Genomic DNA, 19842 nt, shown 5'->3' with positions numbered 1-19842 from the left:
AGGAAGAGGGGAAGAAAGGGGTGTACGGGGAGATATGGGGTCGGGGCGGGTGTGGGGGTGCCCGCCCCGACGGCGTGGGGGCGTGGGGGGTGCGGGTGTGGTCCGCGGGTCAGGGGGTGGGCGGTCGGCCGCCGGGTCCGGGGGTCACACGCGCAGGACCTGCGGGCCCAGCAGCGAGTAACGGTGGGCCTCGGCGGCGGGCAGCAGGGTGCTCGTCACGATCGCCTCCAGGGCGCTCACCTCGGCGAACCGGGAGAAGCTGACCGCGCCGAACTTGGTGTGGGTCCCCGCGAAAACGGTGCGGCGCGCGGCCCGTACGGCCTGCGCCTTGACCTCCCCGACGGCCGGGTCGGGGGTGGTCAGTCCGTGTTCGCGGCTGATGCCGTTGGCGCCGAGGTAGGCGAGGTCGACGACGAATCCGGCGAGCATCTTCGTCGTCCAGTGGTCCACGGTGGCGAGGGTCCCGGCCCGGACCCGGCCGCCCAGCAGCAGCACGGACACGTTCCCCGCCTCGGCGAGGGCGCCCGCCACCGGCAGGGAGGCGGTGACGACGGTCAGCGGGCGGTCGCGGGGCAGGGCCTCGGCGATGAGCTGGGGGGTGAAGCCCTCGTCGACGAAGACCGTCTCGGCGTCACCGAGCAGTCCGGCCGCCGCGGCGGCGATCCGGCGCTTCTCGGGCACGTGGCTGGTGGCCCGGAAGGCGAGGGTCGTCTCGAATCCGGCGCTCTCCACGGGATACGCGCCGCCGTGGGTCCTGCGGACCAGGCCGTGGTCCTCCAGGGCGCGCAGGTCCCGCCGTACGGTCTCCTTGGCCACGCCCAGGTCGGTGGCGAGCGCGGCGACGTCGACGGAGCCGGTGGCGCGCGCGGCCCGCACGATCTCCCGTTGGCGCTCTTCCGCCGTTCTCGGGGTCATCCCGTCACCTCGCCTTCCTGCCCGTTCGGGCCCGGTCGGGCCCTGGGGGAAGTTCTACCGTCGCCTTCCGGCGGTGACCAGGCCTGTTGCGGGCCCGATGTCGCCCGTCTGTGCCCGTTCCGGGTGGGCCGTGCCCGCCACGGACCTGCGCGGGCGTGCCGGGCCGGGCCGGATCGGGCGGTGCGGGCGCCCGAATACGCCGACGGGCGGGCCCGTTCGCTGCCCGCCCGCCGTACGCCCCCGCCCGGCGCCCGCCCGGCCGCCCGTCAATCGTCGATTTCCCGCCGTCCCGCGAGACCGCTCCGCGGGAGTCACCCTCGGCGCCGTCGCGCCGCCCCGCTCGGTCCGGCCGGTCAGTACGGCCAGATCGGCGGGTCGGTCACGAAGTGGCCGCCGAGGCGGGCCTGCGCCGGGTCGGCCGGGTCCAGTTCGCCCTGCTCGGCGACGAGACGGGCGGCGTACGGCTCGGAGTCGTCGAGGGGGGTGTAGCCGAGGGCCCGCGCCCCGGAGAGGTCCCACCAGAGGCGGGTGTTGGCGGAGGAGCCGTAGACCACGGTGTGGCCGACGGCGTCGGCGGTCAGCGCCGCGTGGAACAGGCGGGCGCCGTCGGCCGGGCTGAGCCACATCGACAGCATCCGCACGCTGGTCGGCTCCGGGAAGCAGGAGCCGATGCGGATCGACACCGTCTCCAGGCCGTGCCGGTCCCAGTAGAGCTGGGCCAGGTCCTCACCGAAGCACTTGGACAGGCCGTAGAAGGTGTCCGGGCGGCGCGGGGCGTCGACCGGGACGGGCGGGGCGCCGTCGCGGGGGTACGGGGTGTAGCCGACGGCGTGGTTGGAGGAGGCGAACACGATCCGGCGTACGCCCTCCTCCCGTGCGGCCTCGTAGAGGTGGTACGTGCCCTCGATGTTGGCCTTGAGGATCTTCTCGAACGGGGCCTCCAGCGAGATCCCCGCCAGGTGCACGATCGCGTCGACCCCGCGCACCGCCTCCCGCAGGGCCGCCCGGTCGCCGAGGTCGGCGGTGATCGCGTCCGGGGCGCCCTCGACCGGGCGCACGTCGAGGAGGCGCAGGTCGTGGCCGTAGGCGGGCAGGAGGTCCCGCATCAGGGTGCCGACGCCCCCGGCGGCGCCGGTGAGCAGCACGGTGCGGGGAGCGGCGGGCGGCGTGGTCCGCGGGGCTGTGTGCGGGACGGCGCGTGGGGCGGGGGTGCTCACGGTGCTCGGCCTCCTCAGGTCTTCCCCGTCCCCGGGGAAGGTCCTCCGAGGCGGATGTGTCCGTGGATGATATTCACATGCGTGTACGTACGCCAGGGAACGCGGTCCGACCGCCCGCTTGACCGCCTGTGAGCGGTCTCCTTAGGGTGACGGTGTCCCTCAGTGTTCAGAAACATGGACACTGATCAGAGACGTGAGCGTCCAGCCTTGGGAGTGCCCGTGCCGTCAGCCCCGCTCGCCGCCCGTCTGCGCGCCCCCGGCGGCGGACCGCTGTTCTTCCCCGTCACCGCCTTCGGCCCCGACGGCGCCGTGGACCTCGACACCTACCGCGCGCACGTCCGCGCCGGGGTCGAGGCGGGCGCCGCCGCCGTCTTCGCCTGCTGCGGCACCGGCGAGTTCCACGCCCTGACCGCCGAGGAGTTCGAACGGTGCGTACGCGCCGCCGTCGCCGAGACGGCCGGGCGGGTCCCCGTCGTCGCGGGCGTCGGCCAGGGCACCGCCCTCGCCGCCGACCTGGCCTGCCGCGCGCACATCGCGGGCGCGGACGGACTGCTCGCCATGCCGCCGTACCTGGTCGTCGCCGGGCAGGAGGGCCTGCTGCGGCACTACCGCGACATCGCCGCCGCCTCCCCCCTCCCGGTGATCGTCTACCAGCGCGACAACGCCGTGTTCACCCCCGGCACCGTCGTGGAACTCGCCCGCACCGAGGGGATCATCGGCCTCAAGGACGGGCTCGGCGACCTCGACCTCATGCAGCGGATCATCAGCGCCGTCCGCACCGACGCGCCCGGCGACTTCCTCTACTTCAACGGCCTGCCCACCGCCGAGTCCACCCAGCTCGCCTACCGGGGCATCGGCGTCACCCTCTACTCCTCGGCCGTGTTCTGCTTCGCCCCCGAGATCGCCCTCGCCTTCCACCGCGCCCTCACCGACGGCGACGACGCCACCGCCCACCGCCTCCTCGACGGCTTCTTCCGCCCCCTGGTCGACCTGCGCGCACAGGGCGCGGGCTACGCCGTCTCCCTGGTCAAGGCGGGCGTCCGGCTGCGCGGCCTCGACGTCGGCGAGGTCCGGCCGCCGCTGCACGAGCCCACCGAGGACCACGTCAAGCGCCTCGCCCGCCTCGTCGAGCGCGGCCACGCCCTGCTGGAGCCGACGGCGGGCGACGAACGGTGAGGGCGTCGGCGTTCCTCTACCCCTGGGACGTCGTCGGCGACCCCTACGCCCCCGGCCGCCTCGCCGCCCTCGGCGCGGACCGGGTCACGCTCGCCGCCGCCTACCACTCCACCCGCGCCCTCACCCCCCGCCACCCCCGCCACCGTGTCGTCACCGCCGAGCACGCCGCCGTCCTCTACCCGCCCGGCCCCTGCTGGACCGGCCGCGCGCTGCGCCCCCTGCCGTCGGGCGACTGGGCGCCCGGCGACGCGTACGGCACGGCGGCCGAGGCGCTGGCCGGGGCCGGTCTGGAGGTGCACACCTGGGTCGTCCTGGCGCACAACTCCCGCCTGGGCGCCGACCATCCGGACACCTCCGTCGTCAACGCCCACGGCGACCGCTACCCCTGGGCGCCGTGCGTCGCGCAGCCCGCCGTCCGCGCCCTGCTGACCGGCCTCGCCGCCGAGGCCGCCGTCCGTCCCGGCGCGGCCGGGACCGAGCTGGAGTCCCTCGGCTGGTACGGCCTCGCCCATCTGCACGCCCACGACAAGACCGGCGGCGTCGCCCTCGACGAGGCCGCCCGCTTCCTCATGGACCTCTGCTTCTGCCCCGCCTGCCGGGACGGCTACGGCGGCCTCGGCCAGGACCCCGACGCGCTGGCGGCGGCCGTGCGGGCCGCGCTGGAGCCGGTGTGGCGCGGCCTGCCGCCCGGCGACGGCGGCTGGGCGGACGTGGAGAAGCGGCTCGGCGCCGACCGGGCGGCGACCGCCCTCGCCTGGCGCACGGAGACCGCCCGGACCCTCCAGGAGGCGGCCGTCGCGGCGGTACGGGCGGCGGCCCCCGCGGGCTTCCGGGTCCTGCTGCACGCCGACCCCGTGCCCTTCCACACCGGCGCCAACGCCGGGGTGGACCCCGCGCACATCCTCTCCGTCGCCGACGGCGTGGTCGTGCCCTGCGCGGACGGCCCGGCCCTCCTCACGCCCTTCGCCGCCGTGCGGCGGCCGGACACGGTGCTCGCCGCCAACCTCTCCGTCGTCTCCGGCATGGGCGGCAGCCCCGCCACCCTCGCCCGCGACGCGGCCCGCGCCCGCGCCCACGGCGCCACCGAGCTGCGCCTCTACCACGCCGGCCTCGCCTCGGACGCGGACCTGACGGCCGTACGGGAGGGGCTGGCCACGCTCCGGTCGGGCGACCCCGGGGACGAGGCGCCGGAGGCAGGCGCACCAGGAGCCGGGGCGGACGGGGCGGGGGCGGCCGGGCCCGGTGGTTGAGTCCGGGGCGCGTCCGGCGATGAGTTCCGGGCCCCGCGGCGGTCCACCCCTACGACCACCGGACCGGACCCAGCGCCCCAGGAGCAGCACATGACCGACACCGACGCCGACGCCCGTACGGACACCGAGACCGGCGGCGGGAGCAGTGCCGTTCCCGACCTCGGCCCCCAGGCCCGGATCGTCGCCCGGCTCGCGGCGGCCGTCCCCGACGAGCGGCTCGCGGACCGTACCCCCTGCCCGGGGACCACGGTCGGCGCCCTGCTCGGCCATGTCGCGGGCCTCTCCGTCGCCTTCCGCGACGCCGCCCGCAAGGACCTCGGCCCCACCACCGACTCCGTCCCCGACCCGTCCGCGCCGACCCTCGCCCCCGGCTGGCGCGAGGAGTTGCCGCGGGTGCTCGACGAACTCGCCGAGGCGTGGCGCGACCCGGCGGCCCGTACCGGCATGACCCGTGCGGGCGGTGTCGACCTGCCCGGCGAGATCGCGGGCCTGGTCGCCGTCGACGAACTCGTCGTCCACGGCTGGGACCTGGCCCGCGCCACCGGCCAGTCCTACGCCCCCGATCCGGCCGCGCTGGCTGCCGCGCACGCCTTCCTGCTCGCCTCGGCCGCGGAGGAGGACCGGGGCGGCATCTTCGGCCCCGTCGTCCCCGTCCCGGACGACGCCCCGCTGCTGGACCGGGCGATCGGCCTCAGCGGACGCGACCCGGCCTGGACGCCGTGACCGGGCCCGCCGCGCGGCGGGGAGCGGGAGCCGGGGCGCCGCCGATTCCGTAACACGGCGAAAACCTGAGGGGTTTCGCGCGCGGGAACAATCCAGCCAGCGTCCGCGCACGATCACCACGGCCCCGAGGAGAGTTCGCCATGTCCGAAGCCCCACAGGCGCCCGAGGAACAGCAGGCCTCCGACGAGCGGCAGGCCTCCGAGGAGCGGCGGGCCACCGAACGGCCCGTCCCCGCAGGGCGGTTCGCGCCCGCCGTCGACCGCTACTTCCGGATCTCCGCCCGCGGGTCGAGCTACGGCCGGGAGATACGCGGTGGGTTCGCCACCTTCTTCACGATGGCCTACATCCTCGTCCTCAACCCGCTGATCCTGGGCAGCGCGAAGGACAAGTTCGGCGACACCCTCGACCCGGTCCAACTCACCACCGCCACCGCCCTGGTGGCCGCCGTGATGACGATCGTGATGGGCGTGGGCGGCAACCTGCCGCTCGCGCTCGCCGCCGGACTCGGCCTGAACGCCGTCGTCGCCTTCCAGATCGCCCCGCTGATGAGCTGGGACGACGCGATGGGCCTCATCGTCCTCGAAGGGCTGCTGATCTGCGTCCTGGTGGCGACCGGGCTGCGCGAGGCCGTCATGCACGCCGTCCCGCAGCCCCTCAAGCAGGCCATCAGCGTCGGCATCGGCCTGTTCATCGCGTTCATCGGCTTCGTGGACGCCGGGTTCGTCAGCCGTGTCCCCGACGCCGCCCGCACCACCGTGCCCGTGCAGCTCGGCGGGTCCGGCACCCTCACCGGCTGGCCGGTGCTGGTCTTCTGCCTCGGGGTGCTGCTCACGATCGCGCTGCTCGCCCGCAAGGTCCGGGGCGCCCTCCTCATCAGCATCGTCGTCATGACCGCGGTCGCGCTCGTCGTGGACTCCCTGGCCGACGTGGAGTCGTGGGGGCTGACCACGCCCGCGTGGCCCGACTCGGTCGTCGACACCCCCGACTTTGGACTGCTGGGCCACTTCAGCCTGTTCGGCGCGTTCTCGCAGACCACCGCGATCACGGTCGTGCTGCTGGTCTTCACGCTCGTGCTGTCCGACTTCTTCGACACCATGGGCACCGTCGTCGGCGTCAGCGCCGAGGCGGGCCTCCTCGACGAGGACGGCAAGGTGCCCCATCTGGGCCGGGTGCTGCTGGTCGACGGCGCGGCGGCCGTCGCGGGCGGCGCGGCCTCCGCCTCCTCCGCCACCTCCTACATCGAGTCCGCGGCCGGGGTCGGCGAGGGCGCCCGTACCGGCTTCGCCAACCTCGTCACCGGCGGCCTGTTCGCCCTCGCCCTGTTCCTGACCCCGCTGCTCACCATCGTCCCGCTCCAGGCGGCGGCCCCGGCCCTGGTCGCCGTCGGATTCCTGATGATGACCCAGGTCAAGCACATCGACTGGGACCGCTACGAGATCGCCGTCCCCGCCTTCCTGACGATCGCCGTGATGCCGTTCACCTACTCCATCACCAACGGCATCGGCGCGGGCTTCCTCTCCTACGTCCTCATCAAGACCGTGCTGGGCCGGGCGCGGGAGGTGCACCCGCTGCTGTGGGGCGCGTCGGCGCTGTTCGCCGTGTACTTCGCGATCGACCCGCTGGAGCAGCTTCTCGGCGTGAAGTAGCCGGGCCCGCAACGGAGTTCAGCTCTTCAGCGCCGCCTCCATGACGGCCTTGGCGACCGGCGCGGCCAGCCCGTTGCCGCTGACCTCGGAGCGGGCCGCGTCGGACTGCTCCACGACCACCGCCACCGCGACCTGCCGGTCCCCGGAGACGCCGTAGGAGGTGAACCAGGCGTACGGCGTCTCGGAGTTGTTCTCGCCGTGCTGGGCGGTGCCCGTCTTGCCGCCGACCTCGGCGCCCGGAATCCGGGCGTTGGTGCCGGTGCCGTCCTCGACGACCGTGCGCATCGCGGACCGCAGCTGCTCGGCGGTCCGCTCGCTCACCACGCGGGTCGTCGTGGCCTGCCCGTCGAGGTCCGCCAGGACGTCGCCGCCGCCGTCGGTGACCCGCGACACCATGTGCGGGGCGACGAGTTCACCCCCGTTGGCGAGCGCGGCGGAGACCATCGCCATCTGGAGCGGGGTGGCCGTCACGTCGAACTGGCCGATGCCGGTGAGGGCGGTCTGCGCCGCGTCCATGCCGGTCGGGTAGACACTCGGGTACGCCCGCACCGGGATGTCCTGGGTCCGGTCGTCGAAGCCGAACCGGTCGGCGGTCTTCTTGATCTCGTCCTGCCCCAGCCGGACGGCGAGGTGGGCGAAGACGTTGTTGCAGGAGTACTGGAGCGCCACCCGGATCGAGGCGTTCTCGCAGGGCGCGGACGGGTTCTCGTTGCGCAGCACGGTCGTCGTGCCGGGCAGGGTGTACGGGTCCTGGCTGTCGGTCCGCTCGTCCACCGAGTCGTACAGCCCGTTCTCCAGCGCCGCCGCCGCGACGACCAGCTTGAACGTCGATCCCGGCGGCAGCGGTTGGCGCAGCGCCCGGTTGGTGAGCGGCTTGTCCGGGTCGCCGGTCAGCTTCTTCCAGGCGGCCCCGGCGGTGCCGGCGTCGGTGAGCGCCGACGGGTCGTACGACGGCGTCGACACCACCGCCAGGACGCGGCCGGTCGCCGGGTCGATCGCGACGGCGGCGCCCTTCTTGTCGCCGAGCGCCCGGTAGGCCGCCTTCTGCACGTCCGGGTCGATCGTGGTGACCACGGTCCCCGGGTCCGCCCGCCGGTCGGTCACCGTGTCCATGACGGTCCGCAGCCGGGGGTCGGTGCCGTTGAGGAGGTCGGCGTAGACGCCCTCCAGCTGGGTGGGCGCGTAGCTCTGCGAGGCGTAGCCGGTCACCGCCGCGTACAGCGGGCCGTCGGTGTAGGTGCGGCGGTACGCGAGGTCGCCGCCCGCCGTCCGCGCCGAGCCGGTGACCGCCGCACCGGCCACGACGATGTTCCCGAGCGGGGCCGCGTACGTCTCGATGGCGTTGCGCCGGTTGTCCGGGGAGTCGGCGAGCGCCCGCCCCTCGTAGAACTGCACCCAGGTCGCCCGCACCAGCAGGGCGAGGACCAGCAGCAGGGTGAACACGGAGGCGCGCCTGATCGTCTTGTTCATGGTGATCAGGAGGACGAGCGGGGCGGAGGCGATCGTTCCTGATCGTCCGCTTTTCTCATGTTTCTCAGGAACCGTTCATCCGGGCCGGGAGGACGGGAACGGCCGCCGGGGCCGGTGCGGCGTGCCCCGGCGTGCCCGAGCCGGGCCGCTAGGCCTCCAGCCGCAGCACGACCTCGGCGGTCTCCGCGCCCCGCGCGTTCGCGTACCCGGAGTCCCGCCCGGTCACCCGGAAGCCGCACTTCTCCAGGACGCGCAGCGAGCCCGCGTTGTCGGCCGCCGCACGGGCGAACAGCGGGCGCTCCGGCACCTCCGCCAGCAGCAGCCCGAGGGCGGCCGTGGCGATGCCCCGCCCCCAGTACGCGCGGTCCACCCAGTACGTCACCTCGCGCTCGCCCGGTTCGCCGTAGACCGCGGCGCTGCCCACCACGTCACCGTCGACGAGGACCGTGCGCTGCACGGCGGAGGAGGCGCGGATCCGCTTCCAGTGCGCCGTGAAGGCCTCGTGGTCGGCGGGGTCGGCCGGGGTGAACGCCGCCATCCACAGGGACTCGGGGTCGTTGAGCTGCCGGAAGAAGACCGGCAGGTCGCTGTCGTGCACCGCACGCAGGTCCACGTCCACGGTTCAGAGCCTCCGGGTCGCCAGGGTCAGCCGGTCCCGCGCGTCGAACAGCGCGTCCTTCACGGTCTGCTCGTGCGCCGGGGTCAGCCGGGCCACCGGCACCGAGCAGCTGATCGCGTCCCGCGCCGGGGTCCGGTACGGGATCGCCACGCCGAAGCAGCGCAGCCCCAGCGTGTTCTCCTCGCGGTCCACGGCGAAGCCCTGCTCGCGGATCTGCCGCAGCTCCTCGACGAGCTGCTCGCGGTCGGTGATCGTGTGCTCGGTGAGCGAGGCGAGCGTCTCCGGCAGCAGCTTGCGGACCTGGTCGTCCGTGTAGGTGCTGAGCAGCGCCTTCCCCAGCGAGGTGGAGTGGGCGGGCAGCCGGCGGCCGACGCGGGTGAAGGGGCGCAGGTAGTGCTGGGACTGGCGGGTGGCGAGGTAGACGACGTTGGTGCCGTCGAGCCGGGCCAGGTGGATGGTCTCGGTGGTGTCGTCGGCGAGCCGGTCCAGCGTGGGCCGGGCCGCCGCGACGACCTCGTCGCCGTCGATGTAGGAGGTGCCGACCAGCAGCGCCCGTACGCCGATGCCGTACCGGGTGCCGGTGGCGTCCGTCTCGACCCAGCCGAGGTCGACCAGGGTGCGCAGCAGCATGTAGAGGCTGGACTTCGGATAGCCCACGGCCTCCTGCACGGACGCCAGCGAGTGCATGCCGGGGCGCCCCGCGAAGTACTCCAGCAGCTCGACCGTGCGCACCGCGGACTTGACCTGCGCCCCGCCCGCACCGGCCGCCGCCGCGCTGCTCAGGGCGTGCGGTGTGTCCGTGGCGTCCGCCGGTCTCGCTCCCGCGGCTCCGGTCCCGGCCCCCGCCTCACCAGCCGTCATCGCCCTTGACCCCTTCGTTCGACGAGAAGCTGAAGATATAGTCACCCGGCAGCGTATTCATCACCGGAGACGGTGTTCAGCATATCGAACGCCTCTGGTGGACGACGACGTGGAAGGACCCGCGGTGACAGCAGCAGCACCAGTCTGGAGTGTCGACCCCCGTACCGGGAAGCCGCGGGAGCAGGTCGCCGTGGAGGCCACGCCGCAGGAGGTCGACACCGTCGTCCGCGCCGCGCACGCCGCGCGCGGGGCGCTCGCCGACCGGGCCGTGCGCGCCGCGTTCCTGCGTGCCGCCGCCGACCACCTGACGGCGGCCCGCGAGCAGCTGGTGGAGGTCGCCGACGCCGAGACCGCCCTCGGCCCGGTCCGGCTCACCGGTGAACTCGCCCGCACCTGCCACCAGTTGCGCGCCTTCGCCGGGGTCGTCGAGGAGGGCGCCTTCCTCGACATCGTCATCGACCACCCCGACGACAGCGCCGTCCCGCCCGTCCCCGACCTGCGCCGCCACAAGGTCCCGCTCGGCGTCGTCGCCGTCTACTCCGCCTCCAACTTCCCCTTCGCCTTCTCGGTGGCCGGCGGGGACACCGCGAGCGCGCTGGCCGCCGGGAACCCGGTCGTGGTCAAGGCTCACCCCGACCATCCGGCCCTCTCCGAGCTGGTCGCCAAGGTGCTGCGCCGGGCCGCCGCCGGGCACGGGCTGCCCGCCGACGTCCTCGGCCTCGTGCACGGCTTCGACGCGGGCGTCGAGCTGATCCGGCACCCGGTGATCACCGCCGCGGGCTTCACCGGCTCGATCCGCGGCGGGCGCGCCCTGTTCGACGCGGCGGCGGCCCGGCCCGTGCCGATCCCCTTCCACGGCGAACTCGGTTCCCTCAACCCGGTCCTGGTCACCGAGGCCGCCGCCGCCGAGCGCGCCGCCGGGATCGGCACCGGCCTCGCCGGGTCCATGACCCTCGGCACCGGCCAGTTCTGCGTCAAGCCCGGCCTGGTCCTCGTACCGTCCGGCGCGGCGGGCGACGGCCTGGTGAAGACGCTCACCGACGCCGTCAGCGACACCGATCCGGGCGTCCTGCTCGACCACCGCATGCGCGACGCGTTCCTCGCCGGGGTCACCGAGCGCGCCCAACTCCCGGACGTGGAGAGCCCGGTGACCCCCGGCGCGGGCGGCGAGCACACCGTCAGCGCGGGCTTCCTCACGGTCCCCGCCGGGCGGCTCACCGCGCCGGGCCCGCACGACCTGCTGCTGGAGGAGTGCTTCGGCCCGGTCACCGTGGTGGCCCGCTACACCGACGACACCGAGGCCCGCGCGGTCCTCGCCCGCCTGCCCGGCAACCTCACCGCCACCGTGCAGCTCTCCGCCGAGGAGGCGTCCGGCGCGGGGCACGGCGCCGACCTCCTCGCCGCGCTGACCCCGCTCGCGGGCCGCGTCGTCGTCAACGGCTGGCCGACCGGCGTCGCCGTCGCCCCCGCCCAGCACCACGGCGGTCCCTACCCGGCCACCACCTCCCTCTCCACCTCGGTCGGCGCCACCGCGATCGAACGCTGGCTGCGTCCCGTCGTCTACCAGAACACCCCCGAGGCGCTGCTCCCCCCGGAACTCCACGACGCCAACCCCCTCGGCCTGCCCCGCCGGGTGGACAACCACCGGGAGAACTGAACCTCCCTCCGGGGGTGAGCGGGGCGGGGTGGAGGGGGAGCGGGCGCGGGTCGGGAGCCGGACCGTACCGCCGGGCAGCCGTACCGGCGGGCGGTCTCGCGGCCGTGCGTCCCCGCAGCGGTGCGGCCGTCCGCACGTACGTCGAACCCCCGTCCGGCGCGTTCGGCCGCCGCCCCCTGCGCGCGGGCACGGGATGCTGGAAGACTCCGCCCATGGACGACGAACTTCCCGAACTGCCGTTCCCCCTGCGCACATACGGGCCCGACGGGCACTGGTCCCACGAGGACGGGATGCTCAGCGGGTGGGCCGGACCGCACCAGGACCGGTTCGTGCCGCCGACCGGCGAGGCCCTGGACAGCGCCTCCGACGCGCCCCGGCTGCTGGGCGCGCCCGAGGGCGACTTCCAGCTGAGCGTACGGGTCACCGTCGGCTTCAACAGCGCCTTCGACGCCGGGGCGCTCTACGTGCACGTCGGCCCGCGCGCCTGGGCCAAGCTGTGCCTGGAGTACTCCCCGGACGTCGCCACCATCTGCACGGTCGTCACCCGCGGTCACTCCGACGACGCCAACTCCTTCACCGTGGACGGGAGTTCCGTGTGGCTGCGGGTGAGCAGGACCGGGCGGGCCTTCGCCTTCCACGCCTCCCGCGACGGCCGGCACTGGACCTTCGTCCGGCTGTTCACCCTCGGGGACACGGAGGAGACGGGGGCGGCGCTGGTCGGGTTCCTCGCGCAGTCGCCGATGGGGGAGGGGTGCGTGGTCACCTTCGACCACCTGGAGTTCCGCCCGGCCTGGCCCGACGACCTGCGGGACGGGAGCTGAGCGGCACGGGTCCCCGCGGAACCAGCCGGGGCCGCGGCCCGTCCTCCGTGGCGTGAGCAGGGAGCGAGTGATGCCAGGCCGAGTGATCCGGACCGCCGTGCGCGCCGAGACGGGCGCGATCATCGCGCTGCACGCCCGCGCCCGGGCGACGTACTACCCCGACGGCGTCCCGCAGGACGGCACCGACTGGGTCGCCGCCTGGCGTACGGCGATCGCCCGCCCGGAGGGGCAGGTGCTGTGCCTCGTCGAGGCGGGCCGGATCGTCGGCGTCGCCTCCTTCCGCACCCCGGAGGAGGGGCCCGCCGACCTGGTCAAGCTCTTCCAGTTCCACATCGACCCCGACCACTGGCGGACCGGCGCGGGCACCGCCCTGCACGCGGCCTGCGTGGAGCAGTGGCACGCCGACGCCCGCGGCGCCGCCGTCCTCGACGTCCACACCGGCAACGCGCGCGCCCGTGCCTTCTACGCCCGCCAGGGCTGGACCCCGGACCCGGCCCACCCGCCCGCCGAGGGCGACCACCACCTGTGTCTCCGCCTCGACCTGCGGACCGACGGCACCGGGGCGGACACGGCCTAGCGGCGCGGGCGGGGGAATGAGCCGTACCGCTTGAACGTTCACCGACTGGGTGGAGGTGGTCTCCACGTGGGTGGAGGCGGTCTCCACCCGGTCCGGACGAACGGGAGAGAGCCGAGTCATGCGCGTCGAGATCTGGAGCGACATCGCCTGCCCCTGGTGCTACGTGGGCAAGGCCCGCTTCGAGAAGGCGCTCGCGGCCTTCCCGCACCGGGACCAGGTCGAGGTCGTGCACCGGTCCTTCGAACTGGACCCCGGGCGGGCCAAGGGCGACGTCCAGCCGGTGCTGGCCATGCTGACCAAGAAGTACGGGATGAGCGAGGCGCAGGCCCAGGCCGGGGAGGACAACCTCGGCGCCCAGGCCGCCGCCGAGGGCCTTGACTACCGCAGCCGCGACCGCGACCACGGCAACACCTTCGACCTGCACCGCCTGCTGCACCTCGCGAAGGAGCACGGCCGCCAGGACGAGCTGATCCAGCTCTTCTACCGGGCCAACTTCGCCGAGGAGCGCTCCCTGTTCAGCGAGGGCGACGAGCGCCTGGTGGCCCTCGCCGTGGAGGCCGGCCTCGACGCCGACACCGTCCGCGCCGTCCTCGCCGACCCGGCCCGCTACGCCGACGAGGTCCGCGCCGACGAACGCGAGGCCGCCCAGCTCGGTGCCAACGGCGTGCCCTTCTTCGTCCTCGACCGCGCCTACGGCGTCTCCGGCGCCCAGCCCGCCGAGGTCTTCACCCAGGCCCTCACCCAGGCGTGGGACGCGCGCTCCCCGCTCAAGCTCGTCGACCCGGCGGGCGCGGGCGACGCCGAGGCGTGCGGCCCCGACGGCTGCGCGGTCCCGCAGGACGGCGCGGCGCGGCCCGACGGCGCCGCCCGGCACTGACCCGCACCCCCGACCTATAAGCGTTTCTTGGGGAAACGGCTTAGAAATCAGCAATGGACGTGAGGTGCGCCGGGCCGCACAGTAGAGCCATGGACACCTTCGAGACCCTCGTCCGCACCGAGTTCTCGCCCGCCGCGCCCGCCGCGCCCGCCGGGTCCGGCGGGCCCGCGCGCACGTTCCTCAACACCGCGAGCAACGGCCTGCTCCCCGCCCGCACCGTCACCGCCCTGCACGAGGCGGCGCTGCTGCGGGCGGAGGGCCGTCCGCAGACCCCGCTCTTCGAGGACGTCGAGGCCTGCCGGGCCGCCTACGCCCGGCTGGCCGGGGTGCCCGCCGCGCGGGTGGCGCTCGGCGCGTCGGTCGCCGCGCACACCGCGGTGATCGCCGCCTCGCTGCCCGCGGGCGCCGAAGTGCTCACCGCCCAGGACGACTTCACCTCGGTCCTCAACGCCTTCCACCTCCGCGGCGACCTCAAGGTCCGCGCGGTCCCGCTGGAGCGGATCGCCGACGCCGTCCGCCCGGACACCGCGCTGGTCGCGGTCAGCGCCGCGCAGTCCGCCGACGGCCGCGTCGCCGACCTGCCCGCCCTGCGCGAGGCGGCCACCGCGCACGGCGCCCGGACCTACGTCGACTACTCCCAGGCCGCGGGCTGGCTCCCGATGGACGCGGACGCCCACGACTTCACGGCCGCGGTCTCCTTCAAGTGGCTGCTCGGCCCGCACGGCGCCGCCTTCTTCACCGTCCCCGAGGACTTCGGCGGCCTCACCCCGGTCCTGGCGGGCTGGGTCGCCGCCGAGCGCCCCTGGGACAGCTGCTACGGCCCGGTCACCGAACTCGCCCACTCCGCGCGGCGGTTCGACCTCACCCACGCCCTGTTCACCTACGCCGGACTGCGCCCGTCCCTCGAACTCCTCGAAGAACTCGGCGTGGACGCCGTGCACGCGCACGACACGGCGCTCGCCGACCGGTTCCGGGACGGGCTGGCGGCCCTCGGCCACCAGCCCGTGCCCGCCCCCGGTTCGGCGATCGTGTCCGTGCCCGGACTCGGCGCTCGGCAGCCGGAGTTGAGCCGCGCGGGCATCGAGGTGTCCGACCGCGCGGGCAATCTCCGCGCCGCCTTCCACCTCTACAACACGGCCGTCGACGTGGACCGCCTGCTGGACGCGCTCTCCGGCTGAACGGCGGCCGGCTCGGGGGCCAGGGCCAAGGCCGGGGCCGGGGCTGCGGCTCGTCGGGGGTCCGTGCTCAGCGGACCGGGGTGAAGTCCCGCGCGCCGATGAACTCGGGCCGCCGCACAGGCGCAGCGAACGGCTCGACGGCCGCGTTCTCCACGCTGTTGAAGACGATGAAGACGTTGCTGCGGGGGAACGGCGTGATGTTGTCGCCGGACCCGTGCATGCAGTTGCAGTCGAACCAGGTCGCCGAACCGGCCCGGCCGGTGAACAGCTTGATGCCGTGCTCGGACGCCAGCGCGGTGAGCGCCTCGTTCGAGGGCGTGCCCGCGTCCTGCATCTGGAGCGACTGCTTGTAGTTGTCCTTCGGGGTGGCGCCCGCGCAGCCGAGGAACGTCCGGTGCGAACCCGGCATGATCATCAGGCCGCCGTTGGTGTCGTGGTTCTCGGTCAGCGCGATCGAGACCGACACCGTCCGCATCCGGGGCAGCCCGTCCTCGGCGTGCCAGGTCTCGAAGTCGGAGTGCCAGTAGAAACCGGAGGCGCCGAAACCGGGCTTGACGTTGATGCGCGACTGGTGGACGTAGACGTCCGAGCCGAGGATCTGCCGGGCGCGGCCCACGACCCGCTCGTCGCGCACCAGCCGGGCGAAGACCTCGCTGATCCGGTGCACCTCGAACACCGACCGGATCTCCTGCGACTGCGGTTCCACGACGGAGCGTTCGTCGGCGCGGATCGCCGGATCGGCCACCAGCCGGTCCAGCTCGTCGCGGTAGACGGCGACCTCGTCGTCCTCCAGCAGCCGGTCGACGCCGACGAAGCCGTCCCGCTGGAACGACTGGAGGTCGAGCGGCTCGAACGGGCCGGGCGCGTCCGGGGCGCCCCAGACGACCGGGTCCTGGCGCGGCACGGTCCGCTCGGTGGCCGCGCGGCTCGGGTAGAGGTCGGGGACGGTGGCGGACGGGTCGGACAGGGTGGGGTGGGTCGTGGTCATACGGGGTTCAGACCTCCTCGGGTTCGGTCAGCAGCGGGTAGACGCCGTTCTCGTCGTGGTCCTCCCGTCCGGTGACGGGCGGGTTGAACACGCAGAGGCAGCGGAAGTCCTCCTTGACGCGGAGCGTGTGCCGCTCGTGCCGGTCGAGGAGGTACAGGGTGCCGGGCGTGATGGTGTGCGTCAGCCCGGTCTCGTGGTCGGTCAGCTCGGCCTCGCCCTCGACGCAGACCACGGCCTCGACGTGGTGGGCGTACCACATCGACGTCTCCGTGCCCGCGTAGAGGATCGTCTCGTGCAGCGAGAAGCCGACCCGTTCCCGGGCGAGCACGATGCGCTTGCTCTCCCAGGTGCCGGAGGCGGCCTTCACATGCCGGTCGGTGCCTTCGATGTCCTTGAACGAACGGACGATCACGGTGGTGTCATGCCTTCCTGGTCGGTGACGGGGTCAAGTCGGTTGTGCCGGGCGTAATATGACGGCTCGTCAGGTGCCGGGGGCGGTCTCGCGGACCGCGCGGGCCAGGACGGCGAGGCCCTCGTCCAGCTCCTCCGGGGTGATGGTCAGCGCCGGGAGCAGCTTGACGACCTCGCTCTCCGGGCCGGACGTCTCGATGAGCAGACCGAGTTCGAAGGCGCGGCGGGCGACCCGCTCGGCGCGGCCCTTGTCGTGGAACTCCAGGCCCCAGACCAGACCGCGGCCCCGGTACTCCTTGACGTCGGCGAGGTTCTCCTCGGTGATCGAGATCAGCTCCGTCTCGACCTGCTCGCCGCGGGTGCGGGTCTGCTTCTCCATCGCGGAGCCGTCGGCCCAGTACGTCTCCAGCGCGGCCGTGGCGGTCACGAACGCCGGGTTGTTGCCGCGGAAGGTGCCGTTGTGCTCGCCCGGCTCCCAGACGTCCAGCTCGGGCTTGAACAGGCACAGCGACATCGGCAGGCCGTAGCCGCTGATGGACTTGGAGACGGTGACGATGTCCGGGGTGACCCCGGCCTCCTCGAACGAGAAGAAGGCGCCGGTCCGGCCGCAGCCCATCTGGATGTCGTCGACGATCAGCAGCATGTCCTGCCGCTCGCACAGCCCGGCCAGCGCGCGCAGCCACTCCGGGCGGGCCACGTTGATGCCGCCCTCGCCCTGCACGGTCTCCACGATCACCGCGGCGGGCTTGTTGAGACCGGAGCCCTGGTCCTCCAGCAGCCGCTCGAACCACAGGAAGTCCGGGACCTGTCCGTCGAAGTAGTTGTCGAACGGCATCGGTGTGCCGTGCACCAGCGGGACGCCCGCGCCCGCCCGCTTGAAGGCGTTGCCGGTGACGGCCAGCGAGCCGAGCGACATCCCGTGGAAGGCGTTGGTGAACGACACGATCGCCTCGCGCCCCTTCACCTTCCGCGCCAGCTTCAGCGCGGACTCCACGGCGTTGGTGCCGGTCGGGCCCGGGAACATCACCTTGTACGGCAGGTCACGCGGGCGCAGCACCAGGTCCTGGAAGGTCTGGAGGAAGGTCCGCTTGGCGACGGTCGACATGTCCAGGCCGTGGGTGACGCCGTCACGGGACAGGTAGTCGATCAACGCCCGTTTCAGGACGGGGTTGTTGTGGCCGTAGTTGAGCGACCCGGCACCGGCGAAGAAGTCGAGGTAGGCGTGGCCGTCCTCGTCGTGCATCCGGCTGCCGCGCGCGGTGTCGAAGACGACGGGCCAGCCGCGGCAGTAGCTGCGGACCTCGGACTCCAGGGTCTCGAACACGCTCAGGTCGGGCTGGGTGATGGTCACGGCGAAGCTCTCCTCGGTGCGGTGGGGGAACGGGTGCGGGGGCGTGGCGGGGCAGAGGTGGGTGGCAGAGGCGTGGCGGGGCGGGGGTGTGGCGTGTGCGGGGCGTCGGTGTCAGGCGACGGGCGCGGCCAACGGACCGATCCGGTACAGGACTTCCGGGTCGTGCGGGCCGTCGGGGAACAGCTCCGCGCCGAACAGGACCTCGCGGGTCACACCCGCCCCGTGCCGGGCGGCGAACGAGGCGAACAGCCGCTCGGAGGCGGTGTTGCCCGGCGTGATCGTGGTCTCGACGGCGGTCAGCGGACGCTCGGCGGCGAGCCGCGCGGTCAGCGCGTCCAGCAGGGCGGCGGCCAGGCCCCGCCCCCGGTGCGCGGCGTCCACCGCCACCTGCCACACCAGCAGGGTCTCCGGCGCCTCGGGCCGCAGGAACCCGGTGACGAACCCGACGGGACGGCCGTCCTCGGCACGGGCCACCGCCGTGGTGCCGGCGAAGTCACGGCACCACAGCAGATAGCTGTAGGAGGAGTTCAGGTCGAGGTTCCCGGATTCCTTGGCGAGGCGCCAGAGAGCGGCGCCGTCGGCCACGGACGGGCGGTCGATCCGCAGGTCTGCTTGTGGGGCAGTCATGCGGAAGGAACTTACCTAGCGATATTCAAAAATGCATGAACGAGGAGCGGTGATTCCGTGATGCCGCTGAGACGGGAGGGCTTTATGTCCCCTTATGGGGGGCGCAAAAGCGGGCAAATCCAAGATCCTGTGCGATGCGTCACCCGGACGTAACCTGCCCGAAAAATCGCCGAGTTTGAGCCCTGGATATCCGGGCAGGAGTACTACGGGAATCCCCTTCCGCTAATTCACCGGAATTCCGGTGAGGAAAAGCGGCCGGAAAAGGCCTTACTTCCAGGAATTCTCCGCCGCCCGCAGCGCCCCCAGGACGTCCACGTCCGCCCCCCGCTCCGCCAGCGCCGCGCCCAGCGCGACCAGGGCCCCGCGCACCGCGCCCGGCGTGGCCTCGGCGCCGTAGTGGTTGACCCGGATCATCTCCCCGGCGAGCGCGCCCCCGCCCGCCGCCAGCGGCAGCGCCGGATCGGCCGCCAGCGCCCGCGCCACCAGCTCCGAGGCCGGGACACCCGGCGGGGTGCGCAGCGTCGTCGCCACCGGCGCCGCGTCCCGCGCCTCCCGCACGTACGGCGTCAGCCCGCCGCCGAGCGCCAGGGCCCCCGCGCGGGTAGCCGCCGCCGCGGAGGCGTGCCGCGCCATGACCGTGTCCAGGCCCTCCGCCTCGATCCGCGCCACGCACGCCTCCAGGCCGAGCATCTCCAACTGCGCGGGCGCGTGCGGCAGCACCGTCCGGCCGCCGTCGATCCAGCGCTGCTTCCAGTCGAGCAGCGACAGGTACGAACGGCGCGGCGCACCCGGATTGGCCGCCATGACCGCCCACGCCCGCTCGCTCACCGACACCGCCGACACCCCCGCCGGACCGCCCATCGCCTTCTGCGCCCCGATCACGCACAGGTCCACGCCCCACGCGTCCGGCAGCACCGGCTCCGCGCCCACCGACGCCACCGCATCCAGGTAGAACAGCGCGCCGTGCTCCTTGACGACCTCGCCGATCTCCGCGACCGGGTTGGTGTTGCCGGTGGCCGCCTCCGCGTGCACCAGCGACACGAAACCGATCTCCGGGTGCGCGGCGAACGCCTCCCGGATCTGCGCCGCGGTCACCGCCGTGTGGAAGGGCACCGCCAGGTCGATCACCGTGGCGCCGCAGTCGCGCAGCCAGTCGCCGAAGGTCTGCCCGTACGGGCCGGTGATCACGTTCAGCGCGGTCGTGCCGGGACCGGCGGTGCCGCGGATCGCGCCCTCCAGCGGCAGCAGCGCCTCGCCCTGCGTGATCACCACGTCCTGCCGGGTGTCCAGCAGCCGGGCCACCCGGTCCTCGACGGAGGCGAAGCGGGCGGCGCTCAGCGGGGCGAGGTCCAGGAAGGGGTGGGTCACGGGGGTGCTCTCTTCGCTCACGGGGTAGACGTGACGAGGGTAACGGGCGGGGCGCGCGGGGCCCGGACCGGCGGCGGGCGGGTGACTTCGCAGGCCGGACCGGCGCGGGA

General features: G+C 73.9%; 19 protein-coding genes. 9 read left to right on the top strand and 10 right to left on the bottom strand.

All coding sequences use genetic code 11. The features are described 5' to 3' along the window. Positions 1-144: 144 nt before the first annotated feature. On the bottom strand, positions 145-915 hold the full coding sequence (locus ACIQPQ_RS29340; RefSeq protein WP_383772247.1) for a DeoR/GlpR family DNA-binding transcription regulator: 771 nt from the start codon (positions 913-915) through the stop codon (positions 145-147). Positions 916-1268: 353 nt separating this feature from the next. Further along, complete coding sequence (locus ACIQPQ_RS29335; protein ID WP_401309553.1) at positions 1269-2132, bottom strand: NAD-dependent epimerase/dehydratase family protein; 864 nt, start codon at positions 2130-2132, stop codon at positions 1269-1271. 219 nt (positions 2133-2351) lie between these two features. Between ACIQPQ_RS29335 and ACIQPQ_RS29330 the strand changes: the two genes are divergently transcribed. The 4 genes from ACIQPQ_RS29330 (at position 2352) to ACIQPQ_RS29315 (ending at position 6927) form a co-directional block, all read left to right on the top strand. Further along, on the top strand, positions 2352-3308 hold the full coding sequence (locus ACIQPQ_RS29330; protein ID WP_401309550.1) for a 5-dehydro-4-deoxyglucarate dehydratase: 957 nt from the start codon (positions 2352-2354) through the stop codon (positions 3306-3308). Beyond that, positions 3305-4558 carry a hypothetical protein gene (locus ACIQPQ_RS29325; RefSeq protein ID WP_401309547.1) on the top strand — a complete coding sequence of 418 codons (1254 nt, stop codon included), beginning with the start codon at positions 3305-3307 and terminating at the stop codon, positions 4556-4558. Before ACIQPQ_RS29330 ends, ACIQPQ_RS29325 begins: the two co-directional genes overlap by 4 nt. A gap of 90 nt (positions 4559-4648) precedes the next feature. Then, positions 4649-5281 (top strand): TIGR03086 family metal-binding protein, encoded by a 633-nt coding sequence (locus tag ACIQPQ_RS29320; RefSeq protein WP_401309544.1) that lies wholly within the window; start codon positions 4649-4651, stop codon positions 5279-5281. A 140-nt stretch (positions 5282-5421) separates the two neighbouring features. After that, positions 5422-6927, top strand: a complete 1506-nt coding sequence (locus ACIQPQ_RS29315) for an NCS2 family permease (RefSeq protein WP_401309541.1) — start codon at positions 5422-5424, stop codon at positions 6925-6927. Between the two features lie 18 nt (positions 6928-6945). Here the strand turns inward: ACIQPQ_RS29315 and ACIQPQ_RS29310 are convergent, their stop codons facing one another. The 3 genes from ACIQPQ_RS29310 to ACIQPQ_RS29300 all read right to left on the bottom strand — a co-directional run bounded on the left by ACIQPQ_RS29310 (position 6946) and on the right by ACIQPQ_RS29300 (position 9877). After that, positions 6946-8397: a peptidoglycan D,D-transpeptidase FtsI family protein gene (locus ACIQPQ_RS29310; protein WP_401309538.1), complete on the bottom strand. Its 1452-nt coding sequence runs from the start codon at positions 8395-8397 to the stop codon at positions 6946-6948. Positions 8398-8545: 148 nt separating this feature from the next. Next, positions 8546-9016: a GNAT family N-acetyltransferase gene (locus ACIQPQ_RS29305; protein ID WP_401309536.1), complete on the bottom strand. Its 471-nt coding sequence runs from the start codon at positions 9014-9016 to the stop codon at positions 8546-8548. 3 nt (positions 9017-9019) lie between these two features. Beyond that, positions 9020-9877, bottom strand: a complete 858-nt coding sequence (locus ACIQPQ_RS29300) for an IclR family transcriptional regulator (protein WP_383772233.1) — start codon at positions 9875-9877, stop codon at positions 9020-9022. A gap of 124 nt (positions 9878-10001) precedes the next feature. Here ACIQPQ_RS29300 and ACIQPQ_RS29295 point away from each other — a divergent pair, with 124 nt between their 5' ends. From ACIQPQ_RS29295 to ACIQPQ_RS29275, 5 genes are all read left to right on the top strand, one after another. Further along, the gene (locus ACIQPQ_RS29295) at positions 10002-11534 is read left to right on the top strand and encodes an aldehyde dehydrogenase (NADP(+)) (RefSeq protein ID WP_401309534.1); all 1533 of its coding nucleotides are present in this window, start codon (positions 10002-10004) and stop codon (positions 11532-11534) included. A 212-nt stretch (positions 11535-11746) separates the two neighbouring features. Beyond that, complete coding sequence (locus tag ACIQPQ_RS29290; protein ID WP_401309532.1) at positions 11747-12355, top strand: DUF1349 domain-containing protein; 609 nt, start codon at positions 11747-11749, stop codon at positions 12353-12355. Between the two features lie 70 nt (positions 12356-12425). Then, entirely contained in the window at positions 12426-12932 is a 507-nt protein-coding gene (locus tag ACIQPQ_RS29285; RefSeq protein ID WP_401309529.1) for a GNAT family N-acetyltransferase, read from the top strand. A gap of 118 nt (positions 12933-13050) precedes the next feature. Beyond that, positions 13051-13809 (top strand): DsbA family oxidoreductase, encoded by a 759-nt coding sequence (locus ACIQPQ_RS29280; RefSeq protein WP_401309526.1) that lies wholly within the window; start codon positions 13051-13053, stop codon positions 13807-13809. Between the two features lie 89 nt (positions 13810-13898). Next, positions 13899-14987, top strand: coding sequence for an aminotransferase class V-fold PLP-dependent enzyme (locus ACIQPQ_RS29275; RefSeq protein WP_401309523.1), 1089 nt, complete (start codon positions 13899-13901; stop codon positions 14985-14987). 67 nt (positions 14988-15054) lie between these two features. Here ACIQPQ_RS29275 and thpD read toward each other — a convergent pair whose 3' ends face one another. From thpD to ACIQPQ_RS29250, 5 genes are all read right to left on the bottom strand, one after another. Then, the gene (thpD, locus tag ACIQPQ_RS29270) at positions 15055-15975 is read right to left on the bottom strand and encodes an ectoine hydroxylase (RefSeq protein ID WP_401309520.1); all 921 of its coding nucleotides are present in this window, start codon (positions 15973-15975) and stop codon (positions 15055-15057) included. Between the two features lie 7 nt (positions 15976-15982). Further along, a complete protein-coding gene (locus ACIQPQ_RS29265) occupies positions 15983-16387 on the bottom strand; it encodes an ectoine synthase (RefSeq protein ID WP_401309517.1) in 405 nt (134 codons plus the stop codon). Positions 16388-16456: 69 nt separating this feature from the next. Next, positions 16457-17737, bottom strand: a complete 1281-nt coding sequence (ectB, locus tag ACIQPQ_RS29260) for a diaminobutyrate--2-oxoglutarate transaminase (protein ID WP_401309514.1) — start codon at positions 17735-17737, stop codon at positions 16457-16459. A gap of 111 nt (positions 17738-17848) precedes the next feature. Continuing rightward, positions 17849-18364 carry a diaminobutyrate acetyltransferase gene (gene ectA / locus ACIQPQ_RS29255; protein WP_401309511.1) on the bottom strand — a complete coding sequence of 172 codons (516 nt, stop codon included), beginning with the start codon at positions 18362-18364 and terminating at the stop codon, positions 17849-17851. Positions 18365-18631: 267 nt separating this feature from the next. Next, positions 18632-19732 carry a pyridoxal-phosphate-dependent aminotransferase family protein gene (locus tag ACIQPQ_RS29250; RefSeq protein WP_401310003.1) on the bottom strand — a complete coding sequence of 367 codons (1101 nt, stop codon included), beginning with the start codon at positions 19730-19732 and terminating at the stop codon, positions 18632-18634. Positions 19733-19842: the final 110 nt, after the last annotated feature.

Source organism: Streptomyces sp. NPDC091281 (genome assembly GCF_044757425.1).
Taxonomy (GTDB): domain Bacteria; phylum Actinomycetota; class Actinomycetes; order Streptomycetales; family Streptomycetaceae; genus Streptomyces.
Note: the sequence above shows the minus strand (reverse complement) of the source record. Positions and strands in the feature narration are given on the sequence as shown.